27 protein-coding genes and 1 pseudogene are annotated in these 23,082 nt (G+C 66.3%); 16 read left to right on the forward strand and 12 right to left on the reverse strand.

Annotated features, from left to right (window positions below):
* Positions 1–75: 75 nt before the first annotated feature.
* From HG421_RS12440 to soxR, 3 genes are all read right to left on the reverse strand, one after another.
* Positions 76–3,231 (reverse strand): TonB-dependent receptor, encoded by a 3,156-nt coding sequence (locus tag HG421_RS12440; protein WP_169706640.1) that lies wholly within the window; start codon positions 3,229–3,231, stop codon positions 76–78.
* Between the two features lie 753 nt (positions 3,232–3,984).
* Entirely contained in the window at positions 3,985–5,976 is a 1,992-nt protein-coding gene (locus HG421_RS12445; protein ID WP_169706641.1) for a M1 family metallopeptidase, read from the reverse strand.
* A gap of 160 nt (positions 5,977–6,136) precedes the next feature.
* Positions 6,137–6,583 (reverse strand): redox-sensitive transcriptional activator SoxR, encoded by a 447-nt coding sequence (gene soxR, locus HG421_RS12450; RefSeq protein ID WP_169706642.1) that lies wholly within the window; start codon positions 6,581–6,583, stop codon positions 6,137–6,139.
* A gap of 97 nt (positions 6,584–6,680) precedes the next feature.
* On the opposite strand from soxR, the gene HG421_RS12455 reads away from it, so the two are divergent.
* Positions 6,681–8,051: an MFS transporter gene (locus tag HG421_RS12455; protein ID WP_169706643.1), complete on the forward strand. Its 1,371-nt coding sequence runs from the start codon at positions 6,681–6,683 to the stop codon at positions 8,049–8,051.
* Between the two features lie 102 nt (positions 8,052–8,153).
* On the opposite strand, the gene HG421_RS12460 is transcribed toward HG421_RS12455, so the two are convergent.
* The 9 genes from HG421_RS12460 to pdxH form a co-directional block, all read right to left on the reverse strand.
* The gene (locus tag HG421_RS12460; protein ID WP_168968112.1) at positions 8,154–8,339 is read right to left on the reverse strand and encodes a hypothetical protein; all 186 of its coding nucleotides are present in this window, start codon (positions 8,337–8,339) and stop codon (positions 8,154–8,156) included.
* A 90-nt stretch (positions 8,340–8,429) separates the two neighbouring features.
* Positions 8,430–9,596 carry a glutathionylspermidine synthase family protein gene (locus HG421_RS12465; protein ID WP_169706644.1) on the reverse strand — a complete coding sequence of 389 codons (1,167 nt, stop codon included), beginning with the start codon at positions 9,594–9,596 and terminating at the stop codon, positions 8,430–8,432.
* Complete coding sequence (locus HG421_RS12470) at positions 9,596–10,168, reverse strand: DUF1190 domain-containing protein (protein WP_169706645.1); 573 nt, start codon at positions 10,166–10,168, stop codon at positions 9,596–9,598. The genes HG421_RS12465 and HG421_RS12470 overlap by 1 nt, the downstream gene beginning before the upstream one ends.
* Before the next feature lie 13 nt (positions 10,169–10,181).
* Complete coding sequence (locus HG421_RS12475; protein ID WP_169706646.1) at positions 10,182–10,586, reverse strand: DUF350 domain-containing protein; 405 nt, start codon at positions 10,584–10,586, stop codon at positions 10,182–10,184.
* A gap of 34 nt (positions 10,587–10,620) precedes the next feature.
* A complete protein-coding gene (locus HG421_RS12480; RefSeq protein WP_211161846.1) occupies positions 10,621–11,298 on the reverse strand; it encodes a YjfK family protein in 678 nt (225 codons plus the stop codon).
* Positions 11,295–12,377 carry a potassium channel family protein gene (locus HG421_RS12485; RefSeq protein WP_169706648.1) on the reverse strand — a complete coding sequence of 361 codons (1,083 nt, stop codon included), beginning with the start codon at positions 12,375–12,377 and terminating at the stop codon, positions 11,295–11,297. The genes HG421_RS12480 and HG421_RS12485 overlap by 4 nt, the downstream gene beginning before the upstream one ends.
* A 28-nt stretch (positions 12,378–12,405) precedes the next feature.
* Positions 12,406–13,179, reverse strand: coding sequence for a PspA/IM30 family protein (locus HG421_RS12490; RefSeq protein WP_169706649.1), 774 nt, complete (start codon positions 13,177–13,179; stop codon positions 12,406–12,408).
* A 9-nt stretch (positions 13,180–13,188) separates the two neighbouring features.
* On the reverse strand, positions 13,189–13,605 hold the full coding sequence (locus tag HG421_RS12495; RefSeq protein WP_169706650.1) for a YjfI family protein: 417 nt from the start codon (positions 13,603–13,605) through the stop codon (positions 13,189–13,191).
* Positions 13,606–13,783: 178 nt separating this feature from the next.
* Positions 13,784–14,383, reverse strand: a complete 600-nt coding sequence (gene pdxH / locus HG421_RS12500; protein ID WP_169708182.1) for a pyridoxamine 5'-phosphate oxidase — start codon at positions 14,381–14,383, stop codon at positions 13,784–13,786.
* Positions 14,384–14,587: 204 nt separating this feature from the next.
* Between pdxH and HG421_RS12505 the strand changes: the two genes are divergently transcribed.
* The 15 genes and pseudogenes from HG421_RS12505 (at position 14,588) to HG421_RS12570 (ending at position 23,017) form a co-directional block, all read left to right on the forward strand.
* Complete coding sequence (locus HG421_RS12505) at positions 14,588–15,130, forward strand: shikimate kinase (RefSeq protein ID WP_169706651.1); 543 nt, start codon at positions 14,588–14,590, stop codon at positions 15,128–15,130.
* Entirely contained in the window at positions 15,127–16,239 is a 1,113-nt protein-coding gene (gene aroB, locus HG421_RS12510) for a 3-dehydroquinate synthase (RefSeq protein WP_169706652.1), read from the forward strand. Before HG421_RS12505 ends, aroB begins: the two co-directional genes overlap by 4 nt.
* Positions 16,240–16,373: 134 nt before the next feature.
* Positions 16,374–16,625: a WGR domain-containing protein gene (locus HG421_RS12515; RefSeq protein ID WP_169706653.1), complete on the forward strand. Its 252-nt coding sequence runs from the start codon at positions 16,374–16,376 to the stop codon at positions 16,623–16,625.
* Between the two features lie 14 nt (positions 16,626–16,639).
* Entirely contained in the window at positions 16,640–17,704 is a 1,065-nt protein-coding gene (gene hemE, locus HG421_RS12520) for a uroporphyrinogen decarboxylase (protein ID WP_169706654.1), read from the forward strand.
* Between the two features lie 605 nt (positions 17,705–18,309).
* The gene (locus HG421_RS12525; RefSeq protein WP_011051975.1) at positions 18,310–18,603 is read left to right on the forward strand and encodes a RebB family R body protein; all 294 of its coding nucleotides are present in this window, start codon (positions 18,310–18,312) and stop codon (positions 18,601–18,603) included.
* Between the two features lie 21 nt (positions 18,604–18,624).
* Complete coding sequence (locus HG421_RS12530; protein WP_047696491.1) at positions 18,625–18,894, forward strand: RebB family R body protein; 270 nt, start codon at positions 18,625–18,627, stop codon at positions 18,892–18,894.
* Positions 18,895–18,924: 30 nt separating this feature from the next.
* Positions 18,925–19,191, forward strand: coding sequence for a RebB family R body protein (locus HG421_RS12535; protein ID WP_169706655.1), 267 nt, complete (start codon positions 18,925–18,927; stop codon positions 19,189–19,191).
* 52 nt (positions 19,192–19,243) lie between these two features.
* A complete protein-coding gene (locus tag HG421_RS12540) occupies positions 19,244–19,522 on the forward strand; it encodes a RebB family R body protein (protein WP_011051978.1) in 279 nt (92 codons plus the stop codon).
* Positions 19,523–19,579: 57 nt separating this feature from the next.
* On the forward strand, positions 19,580–19,963 hold the full coding sequence (locus HG421_RS12545; RefSeq protein ID WP_248279372.1) for a hypothetical protein: 384 nt from the start codon (positions 19,580–19,582) through the stop codon (positions 19,961–19,963).
* A 22-nt stretch (positions 19,964–19,985) separates the two neighbouring features.
* A complete protein-coding gene (locus HG421_RS12550) occupies positions 19,986–20,231 on the forward strand; it encodes a RebB family R body protein (protein ID WP_169706656.1) in 246 nt (81 codons plus the stop codon).
* A pseudogene (locus HG421_RS21265) lies at positions 20,228–20,437 on the forward strand (RebB family R body protein); the annotation flags it as partial. The gene HG421_RS12550 and the pseudogene HG421_RS21265, both read left to right, overlap by 4 nt.
* A 286-nt stretch (positions 20,438–20,723) precedes the next feature.
* Complete coding sequence (locus tag HG421_RS21270; protein ID WP_248279529.1) at positions 20,724–20,903, forward strand: hypothetical protein; 180 nt, start codon at positions 20,724–20,726, stop codon at positions 20,901–20,903.
* A 59-nt stretch (positions 20,904–20,962) separates the two neighbouring features.
* Positions 20,963–21,310 (forward strand): hypothetical protein, encoded by a 348-nt coding sequence (locus HG421_RS12560; protein ID WP_064507355.1) that lies wholly within the window; start codon positions 20,963–20,965, stop codon positions 21,308–21,310.
* A 19-nt stretch (positions 21,311–21,329) separates the two neighbouring features.
* Positions 21,330–22,400, forward strand: a complete 1,071-nt coding sequence (locus HG421_RS12565) for a hypothetical protein (RefSeq protein ID WP_169706658.1) — start codon at positions 21,330–21,332, stop codon at positions 22,398–22,400.
* Positions 22,397–23,017 (forward strand): hypothetical protein, encoded by a 621-nt coding sequence (locus HG421_RS12570; RefSeq protein WP_169706659.1) that lies wholly within the window; start codon positions 22,397–22,399, stop codon positions 23,015–23,017. The genes HG421_RS12565 and HG421_RS12570 overlap by 4 nt, the downstream gene beginning before the upstream one ends.
* Positions 23,018–23,082 lie beyond the last annotated feature (65 nt).

Consider the following 23,082-nt stretch of genomic DNA (forward strand, 5'->3'; position numbering starts at 1 on the left):
CATGTCCAGGGAACATGCCATTCCATGGCGCGGCCGCACCCAGCTGGCGGTGCGCGCCATCGCCTTGCCGCTGGCCTAGAACGCGTAGCGCACGCCCAGGGTGTAACGCGGCTGCTGATCGATCAGGCGGATGATCTGCTTCTCCGAACGCCCGTGCCAACGCACGTCTTCGCCGGTCAGATTGATCGCTTCAAAGCCCACCGACAGCTGCTTGCTGAGCGCGTAGCTGACGCTCAGGTCGAACTGCTGGTAAGCCTCCACGTAGTACGGGTTGCGATTGGAGGCGTCCTGGTTGGCAGCGATCAGGTATTCGTCGCGCCAATTCCAGGCCAGGCGTGCGCTCCAGCCGTATTTTTCGAACATCAGCATGACGTTCGCGGTATCGCTCAGGCCGAGCAGCGCGAACTGGTCGCGGTCGATGACGTTGTTGTTGAACGCCACGTCGCCTTCGACGATGGTGTAGTTGGCGTAGATGCCGAAGCCGGTACTGCCGAAGAAGTACTGCCCGCCCAGCTCCCAGCCGTGGATATTGGCCTTGTTCTGGTTGATCGGCCGCGAGACATCGAACTGGTACAGCGGGTCGGCCGCCGTGCCGACCAGGTCGTAGGCGTTTTCCAGGGCCAGGCTCTGCGCCGAGCTGCCGTTGTAGGCGGCCAGGCCACCGGTGGCGGCAGCATTGCGCAACAGCGCCGTGGCGGCGAACAGCGAGGTGTCGTTGGCCGAACAGGCCGCCGCCACGTCGTTGCCGGCGGCACCGACCTGCGCGGCGCACGCACCGCTTTGCAGGAACGCCAGCGCCGCCTGCGCATCCGGGCCCGAGGTGGGATCGGTCAGCCCGTACAGGGTTTCGCGCGACACCGTGGTACCGAGGAAGTTGCTGACGCGCTTGTTCCAGAACGTGGCCGACACATAGCTTGCGTCGGCGAAATACCATTCCAGTGCCAGATCGAGGTTGTCCGATTCCAGCGGGTCCAGCGTCGGTGTCTGCGAATCGCCACTGGCGCGGTTGGAAGGATTGATCAGGATCGAACCCGCCGGCGTATTGGGCGTGGGACCAGCGAGCAGGTTGTTGTATGGCGCGCGTGCAATGGTCTGGCCGAACGAGGCACGGCCCTTCAACTGATCGGTGATATCGATGCTGAAGTCCAGGTTCGGCAGGATGTAGTTGTAGCTGGTCTTCTCGCTGAAAGGCTGCTGCTCGGTGGAACGCAGCAACTGGAAATCGTTGTTGGCCTGCCATTGCAGCGCGACGGGTGTGGCCACCTGCGAGGTGGATTCCACGTCGGTCCGCTCGTAGCGCAGGCCCAGCCGCGTATTGGTGGTCATGCCGGAGATATCGCCGGTCAGTTCCAGCTGAACGTAGGCGGCGCGGGTCTTTTCTTCGACCTGGTTGTCGGAGCTGTAGAGCGGGTTGTAGCGCGTGGCCGCGCCGTATTGGCTGCCCCCCCATAACGCCAGCTGGCTGGCGTCGCCGCGCCAGGCGTTGCGGGCAGCGCCGTTGGGATTGAAGTCGTCGAACATGCCGACGATGCTCACCGGCCGCAGCAAGGCCGTCATGCCCGGCTCCCTGCCGGCATTGGCCACGCCCCAGTCGCCCAAGGCGGAATAGGTGTCGCTGGTCAGCCGATGCATGGTGGTGTTGGACGAGCTGACGCCGAACTGGAAGCGCCCGTCGTCGAAATCGAACTTGCCGTCCAGGCGACCTTCCTTGGTTTCGGTCACCTGCTTTTGGTAATAGATGCGTTGGACCTGCGAGCCGAGATTGTTGGTGGTGAAATCCGGGTTGACCACGCCATTGGTGCCGGCCAGCGAATCGGCCACGGTGGGGTACCAGGTACGTGCGCCGATCGGCAGCGAGTTGTTGAACCACAGCTCCTGTGCCCACTGCCCGCCGCAGGACGGACCGTTGGTGCAATTGTTGGTGCCGGCAAAGCTGAAATATGTGGCGCTGCCGCCGGTGACCGGATCGTTGGGCAGGCTCTGGGTCTTGGAGTTGTGCGCATCGAAGGTCAGCTGGAAGCGGTCGGTCACCTGCCAGTCCGCATTGAAGCCGAGCGAGCCGAGCGTGTACTTCTGCTCGTTGCGCTGCTGCTCCATGCCGAAGTCCTTGGCGCCATTGGGCACATCGCGCAGGTAGACCGGCGTGGCGACCGTCTGGCCGGTATCGAAGGTCAGGTCGGTGAAGCTGTTGGCGCGTTGCAGCCAGATGCCCTGCTCGCCGCGTTCTTCGCGGATTTCGTTGGACGAGTAGGTGTAATCCAGGGTCAGCGTGAGGCTGTCGCTGGGAGCGAACTGCATCACCGCCTGGCCGTTCATGCGCTCGCGCTGGAAATCGGCGAACGCATAGCGGATGTCGTTGGGCATGCCGTACAGCTGGCCGATCGCCGGTGCGTTGGTCACCACCGTGTCCGGACGCAACGCCGGATCGGTGCCGGTCCAGCGCTGGATGTTCCAGCGGTTTTCGGTGGCCTGCACCGAGCCGCCATGGCGCTTCTGGTAGCTGGCGCTCAGGCCGATACCGAAGGTCTTGTCGGGGTTGGTATAGCTGAAGATGCCCGACACTTCCGGGGTCAGCGAATCGCCGAACGGCTGCGAGCGGTCGGACACCATCTTGGCGCCGGCATTGGCCACCACGCCATCGTGATTGAACGGCTTGTCGGTCTGGATGTTGATGGTGGCGCCGATACCGCCGCTGGGCGCGGTGGCGCGGCTGGTCTTGAACACCTCGATGCCGGTGATGGCCTCGGAGGCGAGCTGGGCGAAGTTGAAGGCGCGTGTCCCCACGTCCACGCCGCCGATCGGGGTCTGGCCAGGCGCGCCGAACGCATCGGCGCCGGGAATCAGCCGTCCGTTGAGGGTGACCGTATTGAACTGCGGGCCGAAGCCACGCGCGGTGACCTGCGCGCCTTCGCCGTCGCGGCGTTCGATCGAGATGCCGGTGATGCGCTGCAGCGATTCGGCCAGGTTGGTATCGGGAAACTTGCCGATATCTTCGGCGCTGATTGCGTCCACCACGCCGGCGGCATCGCGCTTGATGCCCATCGATTGGTCCAGGCTGCTGCGGATACCGGTGACGGTCACGGTGTCGAGCGTGGTGGCGGCATCGCTGCTGGACTGCGGCGCGGGCGGCGGCGGAGCCACATCTTGTGCAAATGCGGGATTGATGACCAACAGGCCACCGACGAAGGTAAACATGGCCTTCGACTTGAAGCTGCTCAACGTACGACGCATCGATGTGTCCTCGGGAATGGAGTCCAACCGCCTACGGCCGATGTCGCGGCATGCGACACGGCAGAGTCATGACCACCGCCCGATCGGCGGTGGCGAACACTACTGCTCTTTGAATAAGATCCCCTGGCGCGCACGCCGGCGATCGCCCCTTCGATCGCCCACCTGCGTTGTGCGGCGCATGCCTGCCGCAGACGTCATCGACACCACGGTGTCGCCAACGCCTGCGCACGGCGCCGCCTGCACGGCGTGTCGGCCAGTGATAGCGCTAACACGCTGCGCAGCCTAGTGAGGCATCGAAGGGCTTGTCACCGTGCGTTGCAGCATAGTGATGGACGGGCACTGTTACAGCCGATACGGCGATCGCTCGAGTCCGCATACGCAATGTAATGGCGGCGCGGCTGTAAGCGTTATCATCCAATTACGCCGAAACCGCCAATCGCTGCGGTGAAATTTGCACAATGAAACCGCAGTGATGCAGCGGGACGAAGCGACTGCGCAAACGGTGAAACGGCACATGGCGATTGCGCCCGCCTTCGGTATGAGGCGCTGCGTAGCACTCGCCGGAATGATGCCATCGGCATGGACCTACGCAGATGTGCGACAGCGCAGATGGGTCCGTTGCGCCGCTCGGACGGCACGCACATCGCAATCGATTGCGCCATGCGATGTGCGTGCAGTGCCGTGGTGGCTACACCCGTTGCCGACCGGGATCGGCAACGGGTACCCCCGGTCGGCGACGAATGCCGGCCACTGTCAGCCGATCGCATCCACCCGGTCGTCGCTGCGATCCGCGTCGGGCAATGCATGCTCCGGGTCTAGCGTCACGTGCAGCACTTTCTGCGTGGTCGGCAGGGTCAGCGTGGGCGTGGCGGTCTGCAGCCAGGTTTCCACCGGCACGCGGCGGTCCAGATGGCTGCCGTCGGCCAGGTCCACGCGCACGGTGACCGGCATCACCAGTGGCTGGCGGCTGCGCAGGGTGAGCCGCAGCCCCTTGGCCGGATCCTGGTCGACGTACTGTGCCCGGGTGATGCCCATGTCCAACTGCCAGTTGTTGAAGTACCAACCGCGCCACCACCAGCCCAGGTCTTCGCCGCTTTCGCTTTCCATCAGCCGAAAAAAGTCCGATGGGGTGGGATGCTTGTAGGCCCAGGTGGCGATGTACTTGCGGAACGCCGGGTCGAAGCGCTCCGGCCCCAAAATCTGCTCGCGCAGCAGCACCAGGCCCAGCGCGCCCTTGAAATAGGTCAGCGGATGACGGTAGGTCTCGCTGGTGGCATCGGCGATGTCCATCAGCGTCGGCGCGCTGCGGTCGGCCAGCAACGGCAGGGCCTCATCGACCGGATTCCCACCCTTGGGCGCATATTCCGAATCGCGCTTGGGCGCGTACTCGCCCTTGTTGAACGCGTCCGATGCATAGACATCGATGAAGGTGTTGAAGCCTTCGTCCATGAACGCATGCCGGCGTTCGTTGGAGCCGACGATCATCGGAAACCAGGTGTGGCCGATCTCGTGCGCAGTGATCCAGAACAGGTCCTTGCCGCCGTCCTCGAAGCCGTCGAACACGATGCCCGGATATTCCATACCGGCGCCGTAGCCACCCAGGTTGATCGCCGCCGGCCATGGGTACGCATACCACTGCGAGAAATGTTCGATCGCGCCTTTGACGTATTCGGTAGAGCGGTTCCACTTGTCCGCACCCACCGCTTCCACCGGATACACCGACATCGCCAGCGACTGCGCGCCGCCCGGCAGGTTGATGCGTGCGGCGTCCCACACGAACGCAGGCGATGCGGCAAACGCCACGTCGCGGGTGTGCTCCATATGGAAGCGCCAGGTGCGCGTGCCGGTGCCCGCCGGTGCCCCCGCACGTGCGGCCACCTCTGCCGGCGTGCGGATCAGCACCGTGCGGTCGCTGCCGCGCGCCTGTTGCAGGCGTTGCTGCTCGGCGCGGCTGAGGACCTCGGCCGGGTTGGTCAACGCACCGGACCCGGCGACCAGGAACCCCTCCGGCACGGTCACCGCATAATCGAAGTCGCCGTATTCCAGATAAAACTCCGAGCCCAGATACGGCTGGGTGTCCCAGCCGCGCAGATCGTCGTAGACGGCCATGCGCGGATACCACTGCGCCACTTCGTAGATCTCGCCCTGCTTGCTGGCGCTGTAGGCGGTGCGCCCGCCCCAGGTGCCCGGCATGCGGTAGCGGTAGCGGATATGCAGGGTCAGCGCCTTGCCCTGCCCGGCCAGCGGCTGCGGCAGGTCCACCCGCATGCGGGTGTCGTCGATGAGGAAATGTGCAGGCTGACGCTTCCCGCCGCTGTCGACCTCCACGCTGGCGATCTGCATGCCGTCGGTGAACTGGGTGCGCCGCGACGGGCGGCTGGCAGCGGCACGTGAGTCGGCGCGGTAGATGTTCTGATCCAGCTGCAGCCACACCACGTTCAAGGTGTCGGGGCTGTGGTTGGTGTAGTGGATCGCCGCCTCGCCGCTGAGCGTGTGGCTGGCCGGGTCGATGCTGGCCTGCAGCTGGTAATCGGCACGGTTCTGCCAGAATAGCGGGCCAGGCACGCCGCTGCCGCTACGGTAGGCGTTGGGGGCGTTGGGCAGTTGCAGCGGCGCAAACAACGCCAGCGGGTCGAACCCGGCTGATGGCGCCGCGGGAGCGGTGGCGGCCACCGCGCAGGCGCAGGCACTGGCACAGGCAAGCGAGACGGCAACGGTGAGTGCTCGGCGCATGGTGGGGAACATGGCGGGTCCTGCAACGGGAGGAAGCGCCATGCTACGGCCAATTGCAGCGACATCCATGCCATCGGTGGTCAAACGGGCCGCCATCGACGCGTCCGCACGGCTTGCAGGTTGCGGCGACCAACGCGTGCAATCCCCAACGCACGCAGCCAAGGTGCTGCCATCAGTCCTGAGCAAGCGCGCCCAATCGCAGGGCACCGTCACCGTCGTCGGCCAATCGATCGTCCGGATTGCTCAACCGGCAACGCCGCAGCGACAGACAGCCGCAGCCGATGCAATCGGTGAGCTGGTCGCGCAAGGCCTGCAGCTCGCCGATGCGTGCATCCAGTTGCCCGCGCCAGCGTGCGGACATGCGCGCCCATTCCGCGCGGGTGGGCGTGCGCTGATCCGGCAACACCGAAAAGGCGTCCAGCACTTGCTGCAATGGCACGCCCAGCCGCTGCGCCACGCGGATCACCGCAATCCGCCGCAGCACATCGCGCGCGTAACGCCGTTGATTGCCCGCGGTGCGCAGGCTGCGGATCAGGCCTTTGCGCTCGTAGAAATGCAGTGCCGACACCGCCACGCCACTGCGCTTGGCTACCTCACCCACGGACAACTCACGCTGCATTGCCTTGACCTCAACCTTGGTTGAGGCAGGATGCTGCGCGGCCATGACCGATGCAAGCAGCACGGTCCTGACCATACCCACCCGCCCTGGATGTTCGATGCCCACCGATACCGCCTTGCCTGCCGCACCGCTGCACGACACGTACCCCACGTCGATCCTGGCAGCGCCGTATCGCGCGGCAACCCTGGGCATGGTGGCGCTGGTCTCGCTCAATGCCTTCGAATCGTTGGCGGTCGCCGCGGCCATGCCGACCGTGGCGCGCGAATTGAGCGGCCTGCCGCTGTACGCGCTGGCGTTCGGTGGCACGTTGGCCACCAGCGTGGTCGGCATGACCGCGGCCGGGCGCTGGAGCGACCGTAGCGGCCCCGGCGGCGCGCTGGGCGCCGGGTTGCTGTGCTTCGTGATCGGCCTGTTGATCGCCGGCCTGGCGCCGAGCATGCCGCTGTTGATCGCCGGCCGGCTGTTGCAGGGGTTGGGCGCCGGTGCCTATTCGGTGGCGCTGTATGTCCTGGTCGGGCGGCTGTATCCGGAACACCTGCGGCCGCGCGTGTTCTCGGCGTTTTCTGCAGGCTGGGTGGTGCCGTCCCTGATCGGGCCGAGCATCAGCGGGCTGATCGTGCAGCACGCCGGCTGGCGCTGGGTGTTCCTGTCAGTGCCGTTGCTGGCGATTCCGGCGGGGCTGATGCTGTGGCCGGCCTTGCGCGGGCGCACCTGGTCGAACACCACCACCACCGAATCGAATGCGGTCCTGGGCTGGGCGATTGGCGCGGCCATCGGCGTGCTCGGCGTGTATCTGGGCGGGCAACTGCACGGCCTGCTTGCGCCGGTGGCGATGCTGCCGGCGCTGCTGCTCACGGTGTATTGCGCCTGGCATCTGCTGCCGGCCGGCAGCTTGCGGCTGGCGCGCGGCCTGCCCAGCGTGATCGCGTTGCGCGGTATCGCAGCGGCGGCATTCTTCGGCTTCGAAGCGTTCCTGCCGCTGCTGTTGTCGCGCGAGCGCGGGCTGTCGCCATTGCTGGCCGGTGTCGCGCTGAGCGTGGGTGCGCTGGGCTGGTTCAGTGGCTCATGGTACCAGGGCCATAGCCGTGCCGGTTGGTCGCGACCGCGTCTGCTCCAGGCTGGAGCAGTGTTGATGATGGTGGGGATCGCGATCGGCGCAGGCGCGGTGTGGCCGGTGTTTCCGGTGCCGCTGGCGATTGCCGGCTGGGCCCTGACCGGGCTGGGCATGGGGCTGCTGTATCCCAGCCTGTCGGTGCTGACCCTGTCGCTATCGCCGCCCGATCGGCAAGGGGCCAATAGCTCGGCGATGCAATTGAGCGAAGCCATTGCGGTGGCCGGCATGCTGGCGCTGGCGGGCGCATTGTTCGCCGCGCTGCTGGCATCGGCCACCGCGGCCGCCTATCTGAGTGTGTTCGTGCTGGCCTGGTTGCTGGCGGTGCTCAGCCTGCTGGTGGCGCGGCGGGTCTGAGCCGTACGGCATGGGCATGGCACTGCCGCACTGTCGTCACCTTTCAATGGGCATCGTTTGCATCGCCTGCATCGCTGCCCCAACGCAGGACCTGACGCGCTCTCATGCCATCTCCGCATGCGACACATCAATAAGCGTGACACCAGCGAAGACTTTGCCGATCTTGCCGGTATTGCTTCGATCGGCACGGCGGATACATCCCCGCAACCGGTTGGTCATTTTTTCGCCACCCATCTTGACAGCCTTGCAGGCCGGGGCCTGCCGGCACTTGTCCACAGCCTTGTGCAACTTCCATCCACAGGGGGTGTGGAAAACCTGCACTGCATCGCACATCCGCAGGGGCTTGCCTGCGGCTGTGGCCTGTGCAAGGCCGCATCCTCAATCCAGGATCACGTGCGGCACGAAGCGCGAGGTGTCGCGGGTGATCGGGCCATCGTCGTCGCGCATGCCCAGCCCGGCCGGGCGGTCGGCCACCACCCAGCTGCCCACCAGCGCGTGGCGGCCATCGAACACCGGCAATGGATGGTGCGCCTGCAGGATCGCCGGCCCGTCTACATACGGCCCGTCGGTCTGCGCGGCCTCGCCCTGTGCGGTCACCAGGGAGATATTGGCGCCCTCGCGCGACAGCAGCGGCTTGCGCACCCAACCGGCGCTTGCCGCCTCGTTTGCCTGCGCGAAACGTGCGGGCAGCAGGTTGGGATGGCCCTGGTGCCGCTCCCACAGCAACGGCAGGATGCCCTTGTTGCTCAACACCGATTTCCATGCCGGTTCGATCAGCCGCACGCGGTTGGCGATCAACGCCGGGCCGAAGCGCTCTTCCATCATGAATTCCAGCGGGTAGAGCTTGAACAAGGTGTGGATCACGCGGTCCTGGTCGTCGGTGAACCAGCCCTCGGCGCTCAGGCCGATGTCCTCGATGGCGACTTCTTCGGTGGCGATGCCCACCTGATGCGCGCAATCGCGCAGATAGCGCACGGTGGCGCGGTCTTCCAGCGAGTCGCGCACTGCCGAAAAATGCATCTGCGCACCGACCGCGCCCTCCATCGCCAGCGCGCCCAGCGTTTCGCACAGCAGGTCCTGGATCAGGTTGTACTGATCGGTGCCCTTGGGCAGCGCACCGCTGGCGATCTGCTGTTCCAGCCACAACCACTGGAAATACGCCGACTCGTACAGCGAGGTCGGCGTGTCGTAGTTGAGCTCGTACAGCTTGGCCGGGCCGTTGCCGGCATATGCCAGGTCCATGCGGCCGTACAGATGCGGGTCGCGGTCCTTCCACGAGTTGGCGATCCAGTCCCAGTAGAACGGCGGGATGGCCAATTGCGTCATCAGCTGTTCCGAACCGACCACCTCGTCCACCAGCTGCATCGCCATGTCGTGCAGGTCCTGGGTGGGCGCTTCGATGTCGTCTTCGATCTGCCGCAACGAAAACGCGTAGTACGCGCGCTCGTCCCAATACGGCTCGCCGTCGATGGTATGGAAATGGAAGCCGAGCGACTCGGCCTGGCTGCGCCAATCCGGGCGCTCGGCGATGGCGATGCGTTGCATCAGCCGCCGAACCCCGAGCTGCGCCCGCCACTGCCGAACGAACTGCGTGCCGCCGCGCTGGAGCCGAAGCCCGAGCGCGACACGGTGATCGCCCGCGTCGGCATGTCGATGGCGCCGCTGCGGCCGCGCACGGTGCCGATGCGATTGCTGGCCAGATCGCCATTGGGCTTGTAGAAACCGCCGCTGCGGTAATCGCGATACAGCGGAATCGCGCCGCCGTAGCGATAACCACCGCCGCCGCTCATATTGCCCAGCGCATACCCCAGCAGGAACCCGCCCATCGGCGGAATCCAGCTTTGCTGGCCCTGGTTCTGTATCGCGGTGCAGCTGCCGAATTGCTCGTCGCATTCGTAACGCGTATTGAAACGCGGCGCAGTCTGCTGGTGCTTGGCCGCGGCCTCGTCGTAGGCCTTCAGGCATTGCTCGATGCTGCCCTGTTCCTGCTTGATCTGGTAACAGTCCGATGCCGATTGCAGCACCACCCCGGTTTCCGGCTCCGAGCCACAGCCGGTAACGAAGGCGGCCGGCAAGGCGGCCATCAGGGTGAGCTTGAGGTTGCGTGATCGCTTCATGGCGTAGGCTCCGTTACGGCGTGATCGCCGCGGCGTTGATCAGGCCCACAGCGATCGACACACCGGCAGAAAAAATACCGGCGGCAGCGACGTTGTCGGTGATCTGGCGCGAGATGCGTCCGGCCACCAGGTTGGCCAGCAGATACGCCAGCACCTGGATACCGCAGGCCACCACGCCCCAGATCAGCGCATCGACCAGACTCACCGAATGGGTGATGGCCGAATGCAGCGGCAACGCCACGCCGATCAGGTTGCCGGCCAGCGCCGCGGCGGCGGCCACGTTGCCTTGCCGCAGCAGGGTGAAATCCTTGTGCGGGGTGACCAGGGTCACCAGCACCACCGAGACGATCAGCACGCCCAGGCCGGTGCCGAAGTAGGAAAGAAACGCCAGAAAGCTCTGCAGGTTGATCGGGTTCATGACAGGACCGGTTGAGGAAGGGGCGAGCGCGTGCTCAGGTGATGTCCAGATCGGCAACGGTGACGTCGATCCCGACTGCATAGGTGACGCAGAATTCATTGGGGCCGGAATCCTCGCCGGTGACCAGCAGGAATTCCTCGCGCTGCAGCTCCGGCACGTCGCGGCTGTAGAGCATGGCGTAATGGGTGAGATCGCCATCGCGGCGCGGCGGCTGGTAGCGATACAGCACTTCGTCGTAGGCGATGGGCGGGATGCGCGCACTGTCGTCGGTGGACTGGGTGGCGCGCTGCCAGCGCTTGCCGGCATAGTCGATCTGCGCCGCACCCAGGTGCGGATGCTGCATCACAAAGTCCTGGAAGGCCTGTTTGCTCGGCGGGTTCACCGTCTCGCAATACACGAATGCCTTCATCGCTTCCAGATCGCCGCCCACGGTGGTGACCTGCAGAAACGCATCGTCATCCAGGTAGAACCGGTGCAGTGCGTAGCCATCGCCCAGATTGACGTGGCCGTAGCACGGGATGCCCTGGTTGCCACCCGGCAACTCGGCAGTCATCGCGTCCGGTGCCATGCGATACAACGTGGTATCGATGGCGACCTGCCCGCCCACGCGCAACCCCAGCGGCAGCGCATGCCCGATGGCCCCGGTGCCGGAACCGGGCAACGGCGGCGGTTGCGGTTGGCCGAACAACTTGCTGAAAAAACTCATCGTCAGACACCTCGTGGCGATGCGGAAACGGAAACCGCGGCGGTGCGCAGCACCTGCCATGCGATGGCATGCGCAGGCACGCGCTGCTCGGCCAGGTAATACAGCATGGCACCGACGGGCACCGGGGTACCGGCCGGCGGATTCAGGCGCAAGCCGCCCTCGGGCGTGCGCAGGCCCAGCAACAGCGCGCCATGCTGGCTGAAATCGGCGGCCAGCACGCTGTACTCCAACGCCTGCGCATCGGCCGGCACGGCCAGGCTGAACTGGGTGGGGCCATCCTCCACCGACAGCAGTTCGGCGGTGATCGCCGCGCTGCCCGGGTCCTGCGCGGCGCGGGCCAGGATCTCGGCGGTCATCGGTCGCGTGCATTCGATGGCCGGATAATGATGGTTGACCAGCCGCGCGGCACTGGCCGAATCGAAATGTGCCACCACGTGCGCAGCCGGCGCGTGCGCCATCAACGCGAACACCGCTGCCAGGGTCTGGTCTTCGGAGGGCGGATTGACGATCACCCGCGCCGCGCCGGCGATGCCGGCACGCTGGTACACCTCGGTGTGCGTGTACGACTCGGCCGCCACGAAGCGCATATGGTCGGGCATCGGATTTTCGGCGATGCCTTCGGCCACCAGCACCACGCCTTCATCGTCGGTGGCGGTATCCGATAGCAACAACTCCAGCAGACGGGTGGACGCCGCGCCCTGCCAGCCGATCAGGATGGTGTGCCCGCGCAACGCGTCGTAGGCCATCTTGCCCATGTAGTGACGCCTCCAGAAAGTGATGAGCACCGCGCTGGTCTTGGCCAGCACCGTGGCGAACAGCGCCACCGCGCCCGGCATCAGCACGAACGCGGCGATATAGCGCCCGGCCACCGACCCCGGCGACAGGTCGCCATAGCCGATCGTGGTGGCGGTGGTCATGTAGTAATACGGAAACGCATCCAGGCCGACGAGCTCGTGCTCGCCGGCCAGCAGCAGCAACACCCAGCTCAGGCCCATGTGCGCCAGCAAGGCCAGCGCCACCACGCCCCAGCTGACGCGGCGCACGTGGCGCCGCAAGACCAGAAAAAGCTTTCCAACGATGATCATGGCGCGTCCTGTGCCGTGGCGTTGCGCGTCAGCTGTCGCTACGCGGGACCTGCTGCACGTCGCGCACCTGGCCGATCAACGGCGCGGCGCCGCTGCCGCCTTCATGACCCAGCTGCGCAGCCGGCTTCTTGAAGCGTGCCAGCACCGCGGCGGCGTTGGATTCGCCTTCCATCAGGCCGGCGGCAGCCAGACGACGGTTCAGATCGCCGTCGCCGCTGGAGGCTTCGAGTTCTTCGGCCGATTCGATCCGTGCGGAGGTTTCGGCCTGGCGCGCCTTGATGCGCTCCAGCGATTCCAGTGCCGAGCCCATCTTGCTGCTGGCACCGGAATGCCGCGCAGCGATGGCGGCCTGCGCCTTCTGCACCGCATCGGTGGCCTTGACCGTATCGATCTGCTGGCGCATGCCGCGCAGCTGGTTTTCGGTCTTCTGGATGGTGGCCTTGAGCGTGGCCACCGACTGGTCCAGCGCGGTCTTGGACGCCTTGTCGCCGGCGTCTTCGCTTTCCAGCGCGGCCAGCTTCACCGCCACGTCGTGCGCCAGCGCCTCGTCGTTCTTGGCCAGGGCCCCTTCGATGTAGCGCGTGTACTCGGCCATCTTGCCGGCGCGGGCGTCGATCTTCTGCTGGGCCAGCTTGCTCTGCGCCATCAGCTTGGTCAGTTCTTCGCGCGAGCGCGTGAGCTGGGCGCCGGCATCGCGCATTTCCTGGTCGAGGATGCGCAATGCGTTGGCATCGACGGCCTTCTGGCCGGTTTCGTGTGCAGTCCCACGCAGCAGCGTGATCAGCTTGGAGAAAATACTCATGACAACGCCTTATGAAAAGAACGGCTTGAGAGATTCGGCGGCATCCAGCGTATTGGCCGCCAGGGTCTGGATTTCCTCGTCGATCTGGTCGAGCGTGGACGATGCCGACAGCTCGCCGAACACCACGTAGCTGTCCTTGCCGTCGACCTGGACCAACCCCAGGTTGGAGAGCGGATTGAGCGGATTGAGCCGCAGGCAGGCATCGTTGAATGCGGCGCGGTCGTTGACCTGCTCGGCATGCGCCAACAGCGTGGACACGAAGATCTGCGAGCCGGACGCGGCGACCTGGATCTGCATATCGCCGTGGTCGGCCAGGGTGAGGTTGATGGCCGGTTCCAGCCCGTCGATCAGTTCGACCTCGATCGGCTGGCCGCGGTAGCGCTCGGCCAGCAGGCCGTGCAATTCGACGGTGGTGTACTGCGTCATACGATGTCCTGTCCTTTGGAAACGGTGGTCAAGCAATGGGCGGACATACTACAGACTGTCTGCGACCGGCAGAAAGTCCCGAAGTCAGCGGGTCAGGCAAGCGGCAGGCGGCAGTAGACCACCCGTTCAGTTGGCTCGGCAGCGACCGCCGCGCGCACCCGCCACCCGGCCTGCGCGCTCATGGATACAGCATCCGCTTGGTCCAGTGGCTGGCCGCATCGGCCTCGTAACGCCAGCGCTCGTGCAGGCGGAACTTGGCGCCATACCAGAACTCGAACGCCTGCGGCACCACCCGGAAGCCGCCCCAGCCGTCCGGACGCGGCACGTCACGGCCTTCGAAGGTGGCTTCCACCTTGGCGATCGCCGCATCGAATTCGGCGCGCGAGCCCAGCGTCTGCGACTGCAACGACGCCCAGGCGCCGATCTGGCTCATGCGCGGGCGCGAGGCGAAATACGCATCGGATTCGTCCGCGCTCACCAGTTGCACGCCGCCCTCGATGCGCACCTGGATGCCGGCTTCGCGCAGGCTGCGCCACAGGAACAGCAGCGCTGCCTGCGGATGGGTCTGCAGGTCGCGGCCCTTTGCGCTGTCCAGATGCGTATAGAACACGAAACCGCGCGCATCGAACGCCTTGAGCAGCACGGTCCGCGCGCTCGGGCGCCCGTCCACATTGGCGGTGGCCACGGTCATGGCGCTGGCTTCCAGCTCGGCGCTGTCGTGCGCCTCGGCGTACAGCGCAGTGAAGGTGGCAAGGGCTTCTGCGTACAGGTCGGGCATGGCGGTGCGTGGCAGCAGGATGGAGGCCCATTGTGGGCGCATCGCGTGCGCTTGTCCCCTCGCCATGCCGCCGCATGCGATGACCGCGGCGTCCGCCTCGTTGCCACGCACATCCTGGCAAGCGCGGGCAGCGCGAAGACCGGAATGGCTTCAAAGCGCCGCAACCGGCCCCGTGCGCGGGCGTGAATGCTAGGATCGGTGCGCATGAACCCCGCTCCCAATCTCGTGATGGTCGGCCCGATGGGCGCCGGAAAAAGCTGCATCGGCCGCCGCCTGGCCGAGCGCTTCGGGCTGGACTTCGTGGATGTGGACCAGGCCATCGTCGAGCAGGCCGGCAGCAGCATCCCGGCCATCTTCGAGCAGCACGGCGAAGCCCGCTTCCGGCAGCTGGAAGCGCAGACCCTGCAGACGCTGCTGCAACAGGACAACAAACTGATTTCCACCGGTGGCGGCGCGGTGCTGGATGCAGGCAACCGGGAACGCATCCGCGCACGTGGCTTCGTGGTCTACCTGCATGTCAGCGTGCCCGCCCAGCTGACCCGGCTGGCGCGCGACCGCAATCGCCCGCTGCTGCAGCGCGCCGACCGCGAGCAGGTGCTGCATACCATGGCCGCCCAGCGCACCCCGCTGTACCAGGAGGTCGCCGACCTCACGCTGGAAACCGATCACTTCTCCCCCAACGAGGCCACCGCGCAGCTGGTGCTGCGGCTGGCCGCGCAATGGCGCATGTCGAGTCCCCCTGCATGACACTTCCCCGTTCCCCGCGCAGCGTCGATGTCGACGGTGCCGCCCCCTACACCATCACCATCGCCCCCGGCCTGCTGGCCGACGGTGCACGCCTGGCCAGCCACGTGCGCGGCCGCCATGTGCTGTTGCTCAGCGACTCGCAGGTGGCCCCGCACTACGCAGCCGGCGTGCGCAACGCGCTGCTGCAGGCGCGCCCGGAGTTGCTGCTGGGCGAGCTGGTGATCGCCGCCGGCGAAGCCTCCAAGACCCTGGACAACTTCGGCGCCGCCATTGGCGCGCTGGCCGAGCTGGGCGCTACCCGCGACGCCTGCGTGTTCGCGCTCGGTGGCGGCGTGGTCGGCGACCTGGCCGGTTTCGCCGCCGCCTGCTGGATGCGCGGGGTGGACTGCGTGCAGTTGCCCACCAGCCTGCTGGCGATGGTGGATTCCTCGGTCGGCGGCAAGACCGCGGTGGACATCCCGCAGGGCAAGAACCTGGTCGGCGCGTTCCACCCGCCGCGCGCGGTGATCGCCGACACCGACACCTTGCGCACCCTGCCCGCGCGCGAGCTGCGCGCCGGCCTGGCCGAGGTGATCAAGTACGGCGCCATCGGCGACCCGCTGTTCTTCCAGTGGCTGCATGCCGAGCGCCACGCCTTGCTGGACGGCGAGGCGGACGCGCTGGCACAGGCGATCGCCCGCAGTTGCGAGCACAAGGCCGAGATCGTGGCGCGCGACCCGCTGGAAAAAGGCGAGCGTGCCCTGCTCAACCTGGGCCATACCTTCGGCCACGCCATCGAGACCGAGCAGGGTTACGGCGCGCCCGGCAACGACAACCTCAACCATGGCGAAGCGGTGGCGGTGGGCATGGTGCTGGCCGCCCGGCTGTCGGCGGCGCTGGGCATGAGCTCCGCGCAGGACACCGAGGCGCTGCGCGCCCTGCTGCGCGACTTCGACCTGCCCACCGAGATCCCGCCCGGGCTGTCGCCCGATGCGCTGCTCGGCCGCATGCGCCTGGACAAGAAGAATGTGGCAGGACGCCTGCGGCTGGTGCTGTGGCGCGGTATCGGCAAGGCCGAGGTGGTGCCGGATGTGGACGAGGCCGCGGTGCTGGAGATCCTGGCCGGCTGAGCCCTCGCCGGCTGGCGGTGGCGCCGCCAGGCGCCAACACAGCAAGCGCCTGCCCACACTGTCTTCGCACCTGGCGCAGCCGCACCGCATCCGGCCAGCGCCGCCTTCAGCAGTGCCCGGCTACAATCGGTGGCATGCGCATCCTCCTGCAACACGATTCCGGCGGCAACCAGCCGCTTCGCTACGTCCAGCTGACCCTGCAACCGGATCTGTTCGGTGGCTGGGAACTGCTGCGCGAAAGCGGCCAGATCGGCGGGCGTACGCAATTGCGGCGCGACCAGTACCTGCTGCAGGACGAGGCCGACCGGGCCTTCGAAAAGGCCCGCGACACCCAGCTCAAACGCGGCTTCCAACTCATCACCGGCGGCGCCGACGCGTCGCTTTGAGGACATCTGATCCCATGCTCAAGAACGATCGCCTGCTGCGCGCCCTCAACCGCCAGCCCGTGGACCGCACCCCCGTGTGGCTGATGCGCCAGGCCGGCCGCTACTTGCCGGAGTACCGTGCCACCCGCGCGCGCGCCGGCAGCTTCCTGGGCATGGCCAAGAACCCGGAGATCGCCTGTGAGATCACCCTGCAGCCGCTGCAGCGCTTTGCGCTGGATGCGGCGATCCTGTTCTCCGACATCCTGACCATCCCCGATGCGATGGGCCTGGAGCTGTACTTCGTCGAAGGCGAAGGCCCCAAGTTCCGTCACCCGCTGCGCGATGCGGCCGCCATCGCCCGCCTGGGCGTGCCGGACATGGAAACCGAGTTGCGCTACGTGATGGACGCAGTGCGCCTGATCCGCCGCGAACTGGACGGCGCAGTGCCGCTGATCGGCTTCTCCGGCAGCCCGTGGACGCTGGCCTGCTACATGATCGAAGGCGGCGGCAGCAAGGAATATGCGCGTATCAAGGCGATGGCCTTCAACGCGCCGGATGTACTGCATCGGCTGCTCGGCACCGTCACCGATGCGGTCATCGCCTACCTGTCCGCGCAGCGCGCCGCCGGCGCGCAGGCATTGCAGGTGTTCGACACCTGGGGCGGCGTGCTGTCGCCGGCGATGTACCGCGAATTCTCGCTGCCCTACCTGACCCGCATCGCGCGCGAACTCGAACGCGGCAACGGCGCCGAGCGCACGCCGCTGGTGCTGTTCGGCAAGGGCAATGGCGCCTATGTGGGCGAGCTGGCCGCCAGCGGCGCCGAAGCGGTGGGCGTGGACTGGACGATCTCGCTGGCCGACGCTGCGCAGCGCGTCGGCGGCCGCGTCGCCCTGCAGGGCAACCTGGACCCGGCCACCCTGTACGGCTCGCCCGAAGCGATCCGCGCCGAGGTCGGCAAGACCCTGGACAGCTACGCCCAGGGCAACGGCGGCTCGCGCGAAGGCCACGTCTTCAACCTCGGCCACGGCATGTCGCCAGACATGAACCCGGAGCACGTGGGCGTGCTGGTCGAGGCGGTGCAGAGTTTGAGCAAGCGCTGATTTTCCGTACAACCGACAGCACTGCGTGTGCTGTCGGTTGCTGAAGAATGCGACAAGCGGCAGTTCCGCAACGCCAGCGCGCAATGCGCTGAGAGCGTCTCGCAAGCACAGCCGTGACGGTTGCAGATTCTCTGCGCATTCGCTGCAAGAGCACGCAGTGAGAGCGTGCCGACGGCATCGAGAGTGCAGTGCTCGTACCTCAGCAGGCTCGCTTCGATCCCGCACCAGCGCTGCGCGCCGCAGCGGCCGGGCAAGCCATCGTCAAGCGAGCGCAAGCCGTCGGTGCAGCCGCAACCTGCACGCTCTCACGCATTCCGCAGGGTGTTTTCGCAAACCCGGTTGCGATTCATCGACAAATTCCCCGCACCGCGTTCCAGATCGTGGCACCGGCTCGTATGCCGCTCTCAAGCCGCATCGGCTTCACGTCGATAAACCCGGCATTGCCGTCGTTTGCGCCAATTCTTCGGAGGTGCAGCGATCTACTGTTGCTCCACGGTGATGCGGTGCGACTGCAACACATCTCCAGCCAGGCGGGCCGCCTGCACAACCTCGACACCGTCACGTTTGTTCCAGCGTTTCGACATCCGCAAACCAGGGAGAAAAGCATGGCCTTTCCAACTGCCGTCAACGACCAGATCACCGACTCCGTCACGCAAGCCAATACCAAGGTGCTGGGCGATGCCCCGGCCATCGCCATGGGCAATCTTTACCAGGCGACCGCACAAGCGCTGGCCAATGCGGCCCACAACGCGACCAACGCGCAGCAGCAGAGTTACGTCACTGCGCAATCGGCCACCACCATGGGCGTGGCCACGCTCTACTCCATCGATACCGCCACCACCGGGGTTGCGACCAAACAGATCTTGAGTACCGGCGTGCCTGGTCTGGTCTCGCGTTAACTCAAAAATTAGGAGAAGAAAATGGCATTTCCGACCGCAGTCAATAACCAGATCACCGACTCCGTTACCCAGGTCAATACCAAGGTCCTTGGCGACGCGCCGGCGATCGCAATGGGCAATCTGTATCAGGCAACCGCGCAAGCGTTGGCCAATGCTGCCCACAACGCAACCAACGCGCAGCAGCAGAGCTATGTCACTGCGCAGTCGGCCACCACCATGGGCGTGGCCACCCTGTACTCCATCGATACCGCTTCCACCGGCGTCGTCACCAAGCAGATCCTGAGCGTTTAACGGCCAGGCTAACGCCAAGGACATCCACCAATGGCATTTCCCACCGCCGTCAACGACCAGATCACCGACTCGGTGACCCAGGCCAACCTGCAGGTACTGGGCAGTTCCCCGGCTGCAGCCATGGGCAATCTCTACCAGGCCACCGCACAAGCGCTGGCAAACGCGGCCCACAACGCCACGCTCGCGCAACAACAGATGTATGTCACCGCACAGGCAGCAACCACCATGGGCGTTTCGATGCTGTATTCGCTCGATACCGGCACCACCGGTGCCGCCACCAAGAAGATCCTCGGCTAACCGCTAACGCCGCAGCGTCTTCGTTCTTCCACCACCTCAAGGAGCTATCACCATGGCCTTTCCGACCGCCGTCAACAGCCAGATCACCGATTCCGTTTCCCAGGTCAACACCAAGGTCCTCGGCGATGCGCCGGCGATTGCAATGGGCAACCTGTTCGTCGCCACCAGCCAGGCGCTGTCCAACGCCGCGCACAACGCCACCAACAACCAGCAGCAGTCCTACGTGACGATGCAGGCATCGACCACCCAGGGCGTCTCCACCCTGTACTCGATCGATACCGCGTCCGATGGTGTGGCCACCCGGGAAATCCTGAGCGCCGGGCTGACCTGATCGGCACCGGGCGCCGCTGCTGCCGCACCAGCGGCGCCCGGTTGACTAAGCGACGCGATGCCAACCCCATGCGGTTTCGTTGATCGAATCGAGAAAGGACGCCTCATGCTGCAACTACGTCATGTCCCCACATCCAACACCCTGGACGTCGTCGTGCGACTGATTCGGGGCCGCACCATCGTGGCGACGTTTGCGCCACACCAGAAGGCGGTGATGAACGTCGAGTTCGACGGCATCCTGCCGGTGATTCCCGGCGCGCAGCCATTGGTGTATCGCCAGAAGCTGGGCAACGCGATCGTCGTGGCGCACGGCAATTTTGCATTTCTGGAACGCGTACCCGATGGCGTGGCCCTGCAGTACGCGGGCAGACACGAGCCACAAAACACCGTGCTGTTCTTGGCGTCGGCTGGCATTGAACAGCGCAGGCCGTCGCTGGCCTAGAACGCTGGGCTAGTGCCCCGTCATGCAGCCAAGCGCGCGTGCCGCAAGCGTCGCCAGCCTGGTCGGCCCTGCCGCAACCGGTGCGGCGTTGGCCATCGGGCACGCGCCGGCCTTCGCGATGGGGGCAACGTATCTGGCGTTGTCCGATTCCATCGCGCTGGCAATGGAAAACGCCGTCGCCAATCAGCAACGCGGACAGGTGCTCGCCGATGCCGCACTCACCCAGATCCTTGCCTTGATCATCCAGAAGGGAGCGACTTCATCATGATCGACGACAGTACCGTGAACAGCCAGATCGTCGACGCGGTGAGCAGCATCGTGACGCTGACCACCGGTCAGGCCCCCGCGCAGGCGCTCGGCATGCTCGATGCCGTGATGCTGGAAACGCTGGGCATGGCGATGCACAACGCCGTCAACCGGCAACAAGGCGCCGGCATGATCAATGCCGCCGCGATCACTGCCGCCTGCGCCAAGATGATCTCGGCCCCGTTCCCGGTTCCGCCACCGCCACCGCCCGCGCCTCCAGGCCCTCCACCGACAGTCGCGCCATTGCCCGGCCCGCCCCCCGTACCGCCCCCGCCGGCCGCGCTCATCGCAGCCGCAGCCGCGGAAGCCAAGACGGCCGTCGACGTGTTGAAGACCCAGGCGCAAGGCGCCTCGGCCGATGCCGCCACCGCGACCGCCGACCTCATGGAAGTGCATGCACTGAGCGTACCGCCGCCGCTGCCTGCCACTGCCCCCGCCCCCGGCGCTGCCCCCAATGATCCTGCCACTGCTGATGCTCCTGCTGCTGCACCCCCAGTTCCGCCCGCAGCCGCAGCTGCTGGCGCACCCACTCCTGCACCTGCACCTGCTGCTCCTGCTGCACCTGCATCTGCATCTGCACCTGCACCTGCACCTGCACCTGCAACGCCGCCTCCGCCATAAGCCGCCTGCATAGAAGCGCGTTTCACCACCAGGCCTCATTGCCAGGCCGCCGATCAATCCACGGGAGCCGAGATGGAACCGAGCAAGGTCAACGCCCAGGTCATCGATGTGATCAACCAGACCCAGATGGCCACCATGAGCCCGCAGGTCGTGCTGACCAGCGGCGCCGGAAAGGCGTATCAATCGGTGGCGCAGTCCACCGCCATCGCGGTGCAGGACGCCACCGATGCGCTGCGCAATGTCTCCACGATCGCCACCACCGCCGTCGGCGTGGCGATGGCGCAGTACCTGGCCACCGGCGACGCGAAGTACGTCACCGCGCTCACCCAGGCGCAGTCGCTGATGCAGGGCGCCACCGACGACTTCGCCAGGATCGGTTCGGCGGCCGGCCTGGTGCTGAAGAACTTCCCCGCCGGTTGACCTCACAAGGAGTCATGCAATGTCCGTTTCAATCGCAGGCCGCCTGATCTCGATGCCAACGATGCTCTCGACGCTGGGCAGGCAGTGCCTGGCCTTCATCGATGGAGGCACGCAATGGCTGGCCTGGGCGATCCAGTCGCCCGGTGTGCGCTACGACTTTCCCGACGAGAGCAACTTGCTCGACGAAGTGCAGCAAGGTCTGCACGGCTCGCGCCTGGCCTTGTTGCCGCAGCTGGAACTGAAGGTCAGCCCGGTCAAGCTGATGACCTTGGGCCCGACCGACCTGGGCACGCTGGCGCGCGCCGAAGCCGGCGATACGGGTTCGGTGGTGCAGGCGCAGCTGCAGCGGATCTTCCGCGACAATGCCCTGTACACGGCAAGCGACCTGGCCGCCGGCCGCAGCCTGCTGAGGCAGCTGAAGGTCGATGGTGCTGCGGTATTCCAGTCGCTGGACCTGGAGGAGAGCCTGGCACTGCGCCAGCTGGCCGCCGACGCTCCACAGGCCGACGTGACCCCGGCACTGCAACAGGAAGCGGCGGCATTCGCCGTCGAGCAGGCGCGCACGCCACTGGAATTCTGCGACTACTACCGCTTCTATCTGGCCTGCACCGCCAATATCGCCGCCGCGGACGAGCGCGCGCATGTGGCGGCTTCGGCCGTGCAGGCGCTGCTGCCGCAGTTGTTCGGCACGCTGGATTGCCCACTGGTGCAGGGGCTGCCCGCGCCCAGCGAGGTCGAACGCAGCGTTGCCGAATGGCTGGCGCGCGGTCGCCAGATCGGCTTCGCGCGGCTGTCGCTGGCCGCCCAGCAGATCGTCCAGCACACCCGCTACCGAGGCGACGGCGGCGACCAGGCGGCGAGCGATGCGATCCGCCTGTACCTGCAATCCGCGCAGGCCTTCCTGGCCGCCAACCGGCCCAGCCGCGGCGTGCTGGACCAGGATGGCAACAGCTGCGTATTCGCCATGCACAACGACACCCTGGCTGCGCTGCTGCAGGTCAACGGCGGCGTCATCTCGCTACGCGATTTCGGTGCCGCACCTGCATCCAGTAGCACGTCGCAGGTTGCGGAGACGGAGGACTCGGAGTGAACACATCAAGCTGGCCCCCCGCGGCCACCGAACAGGCCGCGCCTGCAATCAGCGCCGCCGACGCGGCCCGCGAGGCGGTGCATGCAGGTCGCGCCGCTGCCTTGGCGGCCGCCCGCCAGACCGTGTTGCAAGCCGAACACGCGCTGGGCGAAATGCTGCGCACGCTTGCAGCGCAGCGCCCAACCGAAACCGCACCACGCGCCGCGCCGATGCAGCCATCGCGTGCCGATGCCGTTACCCCACTCCATCCCGCTTCCATTTCAGGAGACACCATCATGTCCGACGATACCCAGCCCACGCCGCCGAACCAGCCACCAGCCATCACTGCGCAATCGCCAGGATCGTCGCAGATCGAAGCCGCGCTGAAGGCGGCGCAAGCCCAGATCGATCAGGCAATGGCCGCCAGCGATAGGGCAGTGCAGGCGGCCATGCAGGCCGCAACCGCGGCGACCGCCGCAGCCGGCAACACCCAGGCGGTCGACAGCGCGAACGAGGCACTGCAGCAAGCAGACCAGGCCGCCGCCGCCGCGGTCGCCGCCGCGCAGCAGCAGACCGAGCAGGCGATGAGCGCCACGTCGCCAGTGAACCCGAACCCCGGCAGCGAGACAGCCGGCTGACCGATGCAGTTCCAGGTGTCGGCGATGCCGACACCTACGGTGAACCGTCCGGACACGTCCGGACC

The organism is Xanthomonas campestris pv. badrii (genome assembly GCF_012848175.1).
GTDB lineage: Bacteria > Pseudomonadota > Gammaproteobacteria > Xanthomonadales > Xanthomonadaceae > Xanthomonas > Xanthomonas campestris_C.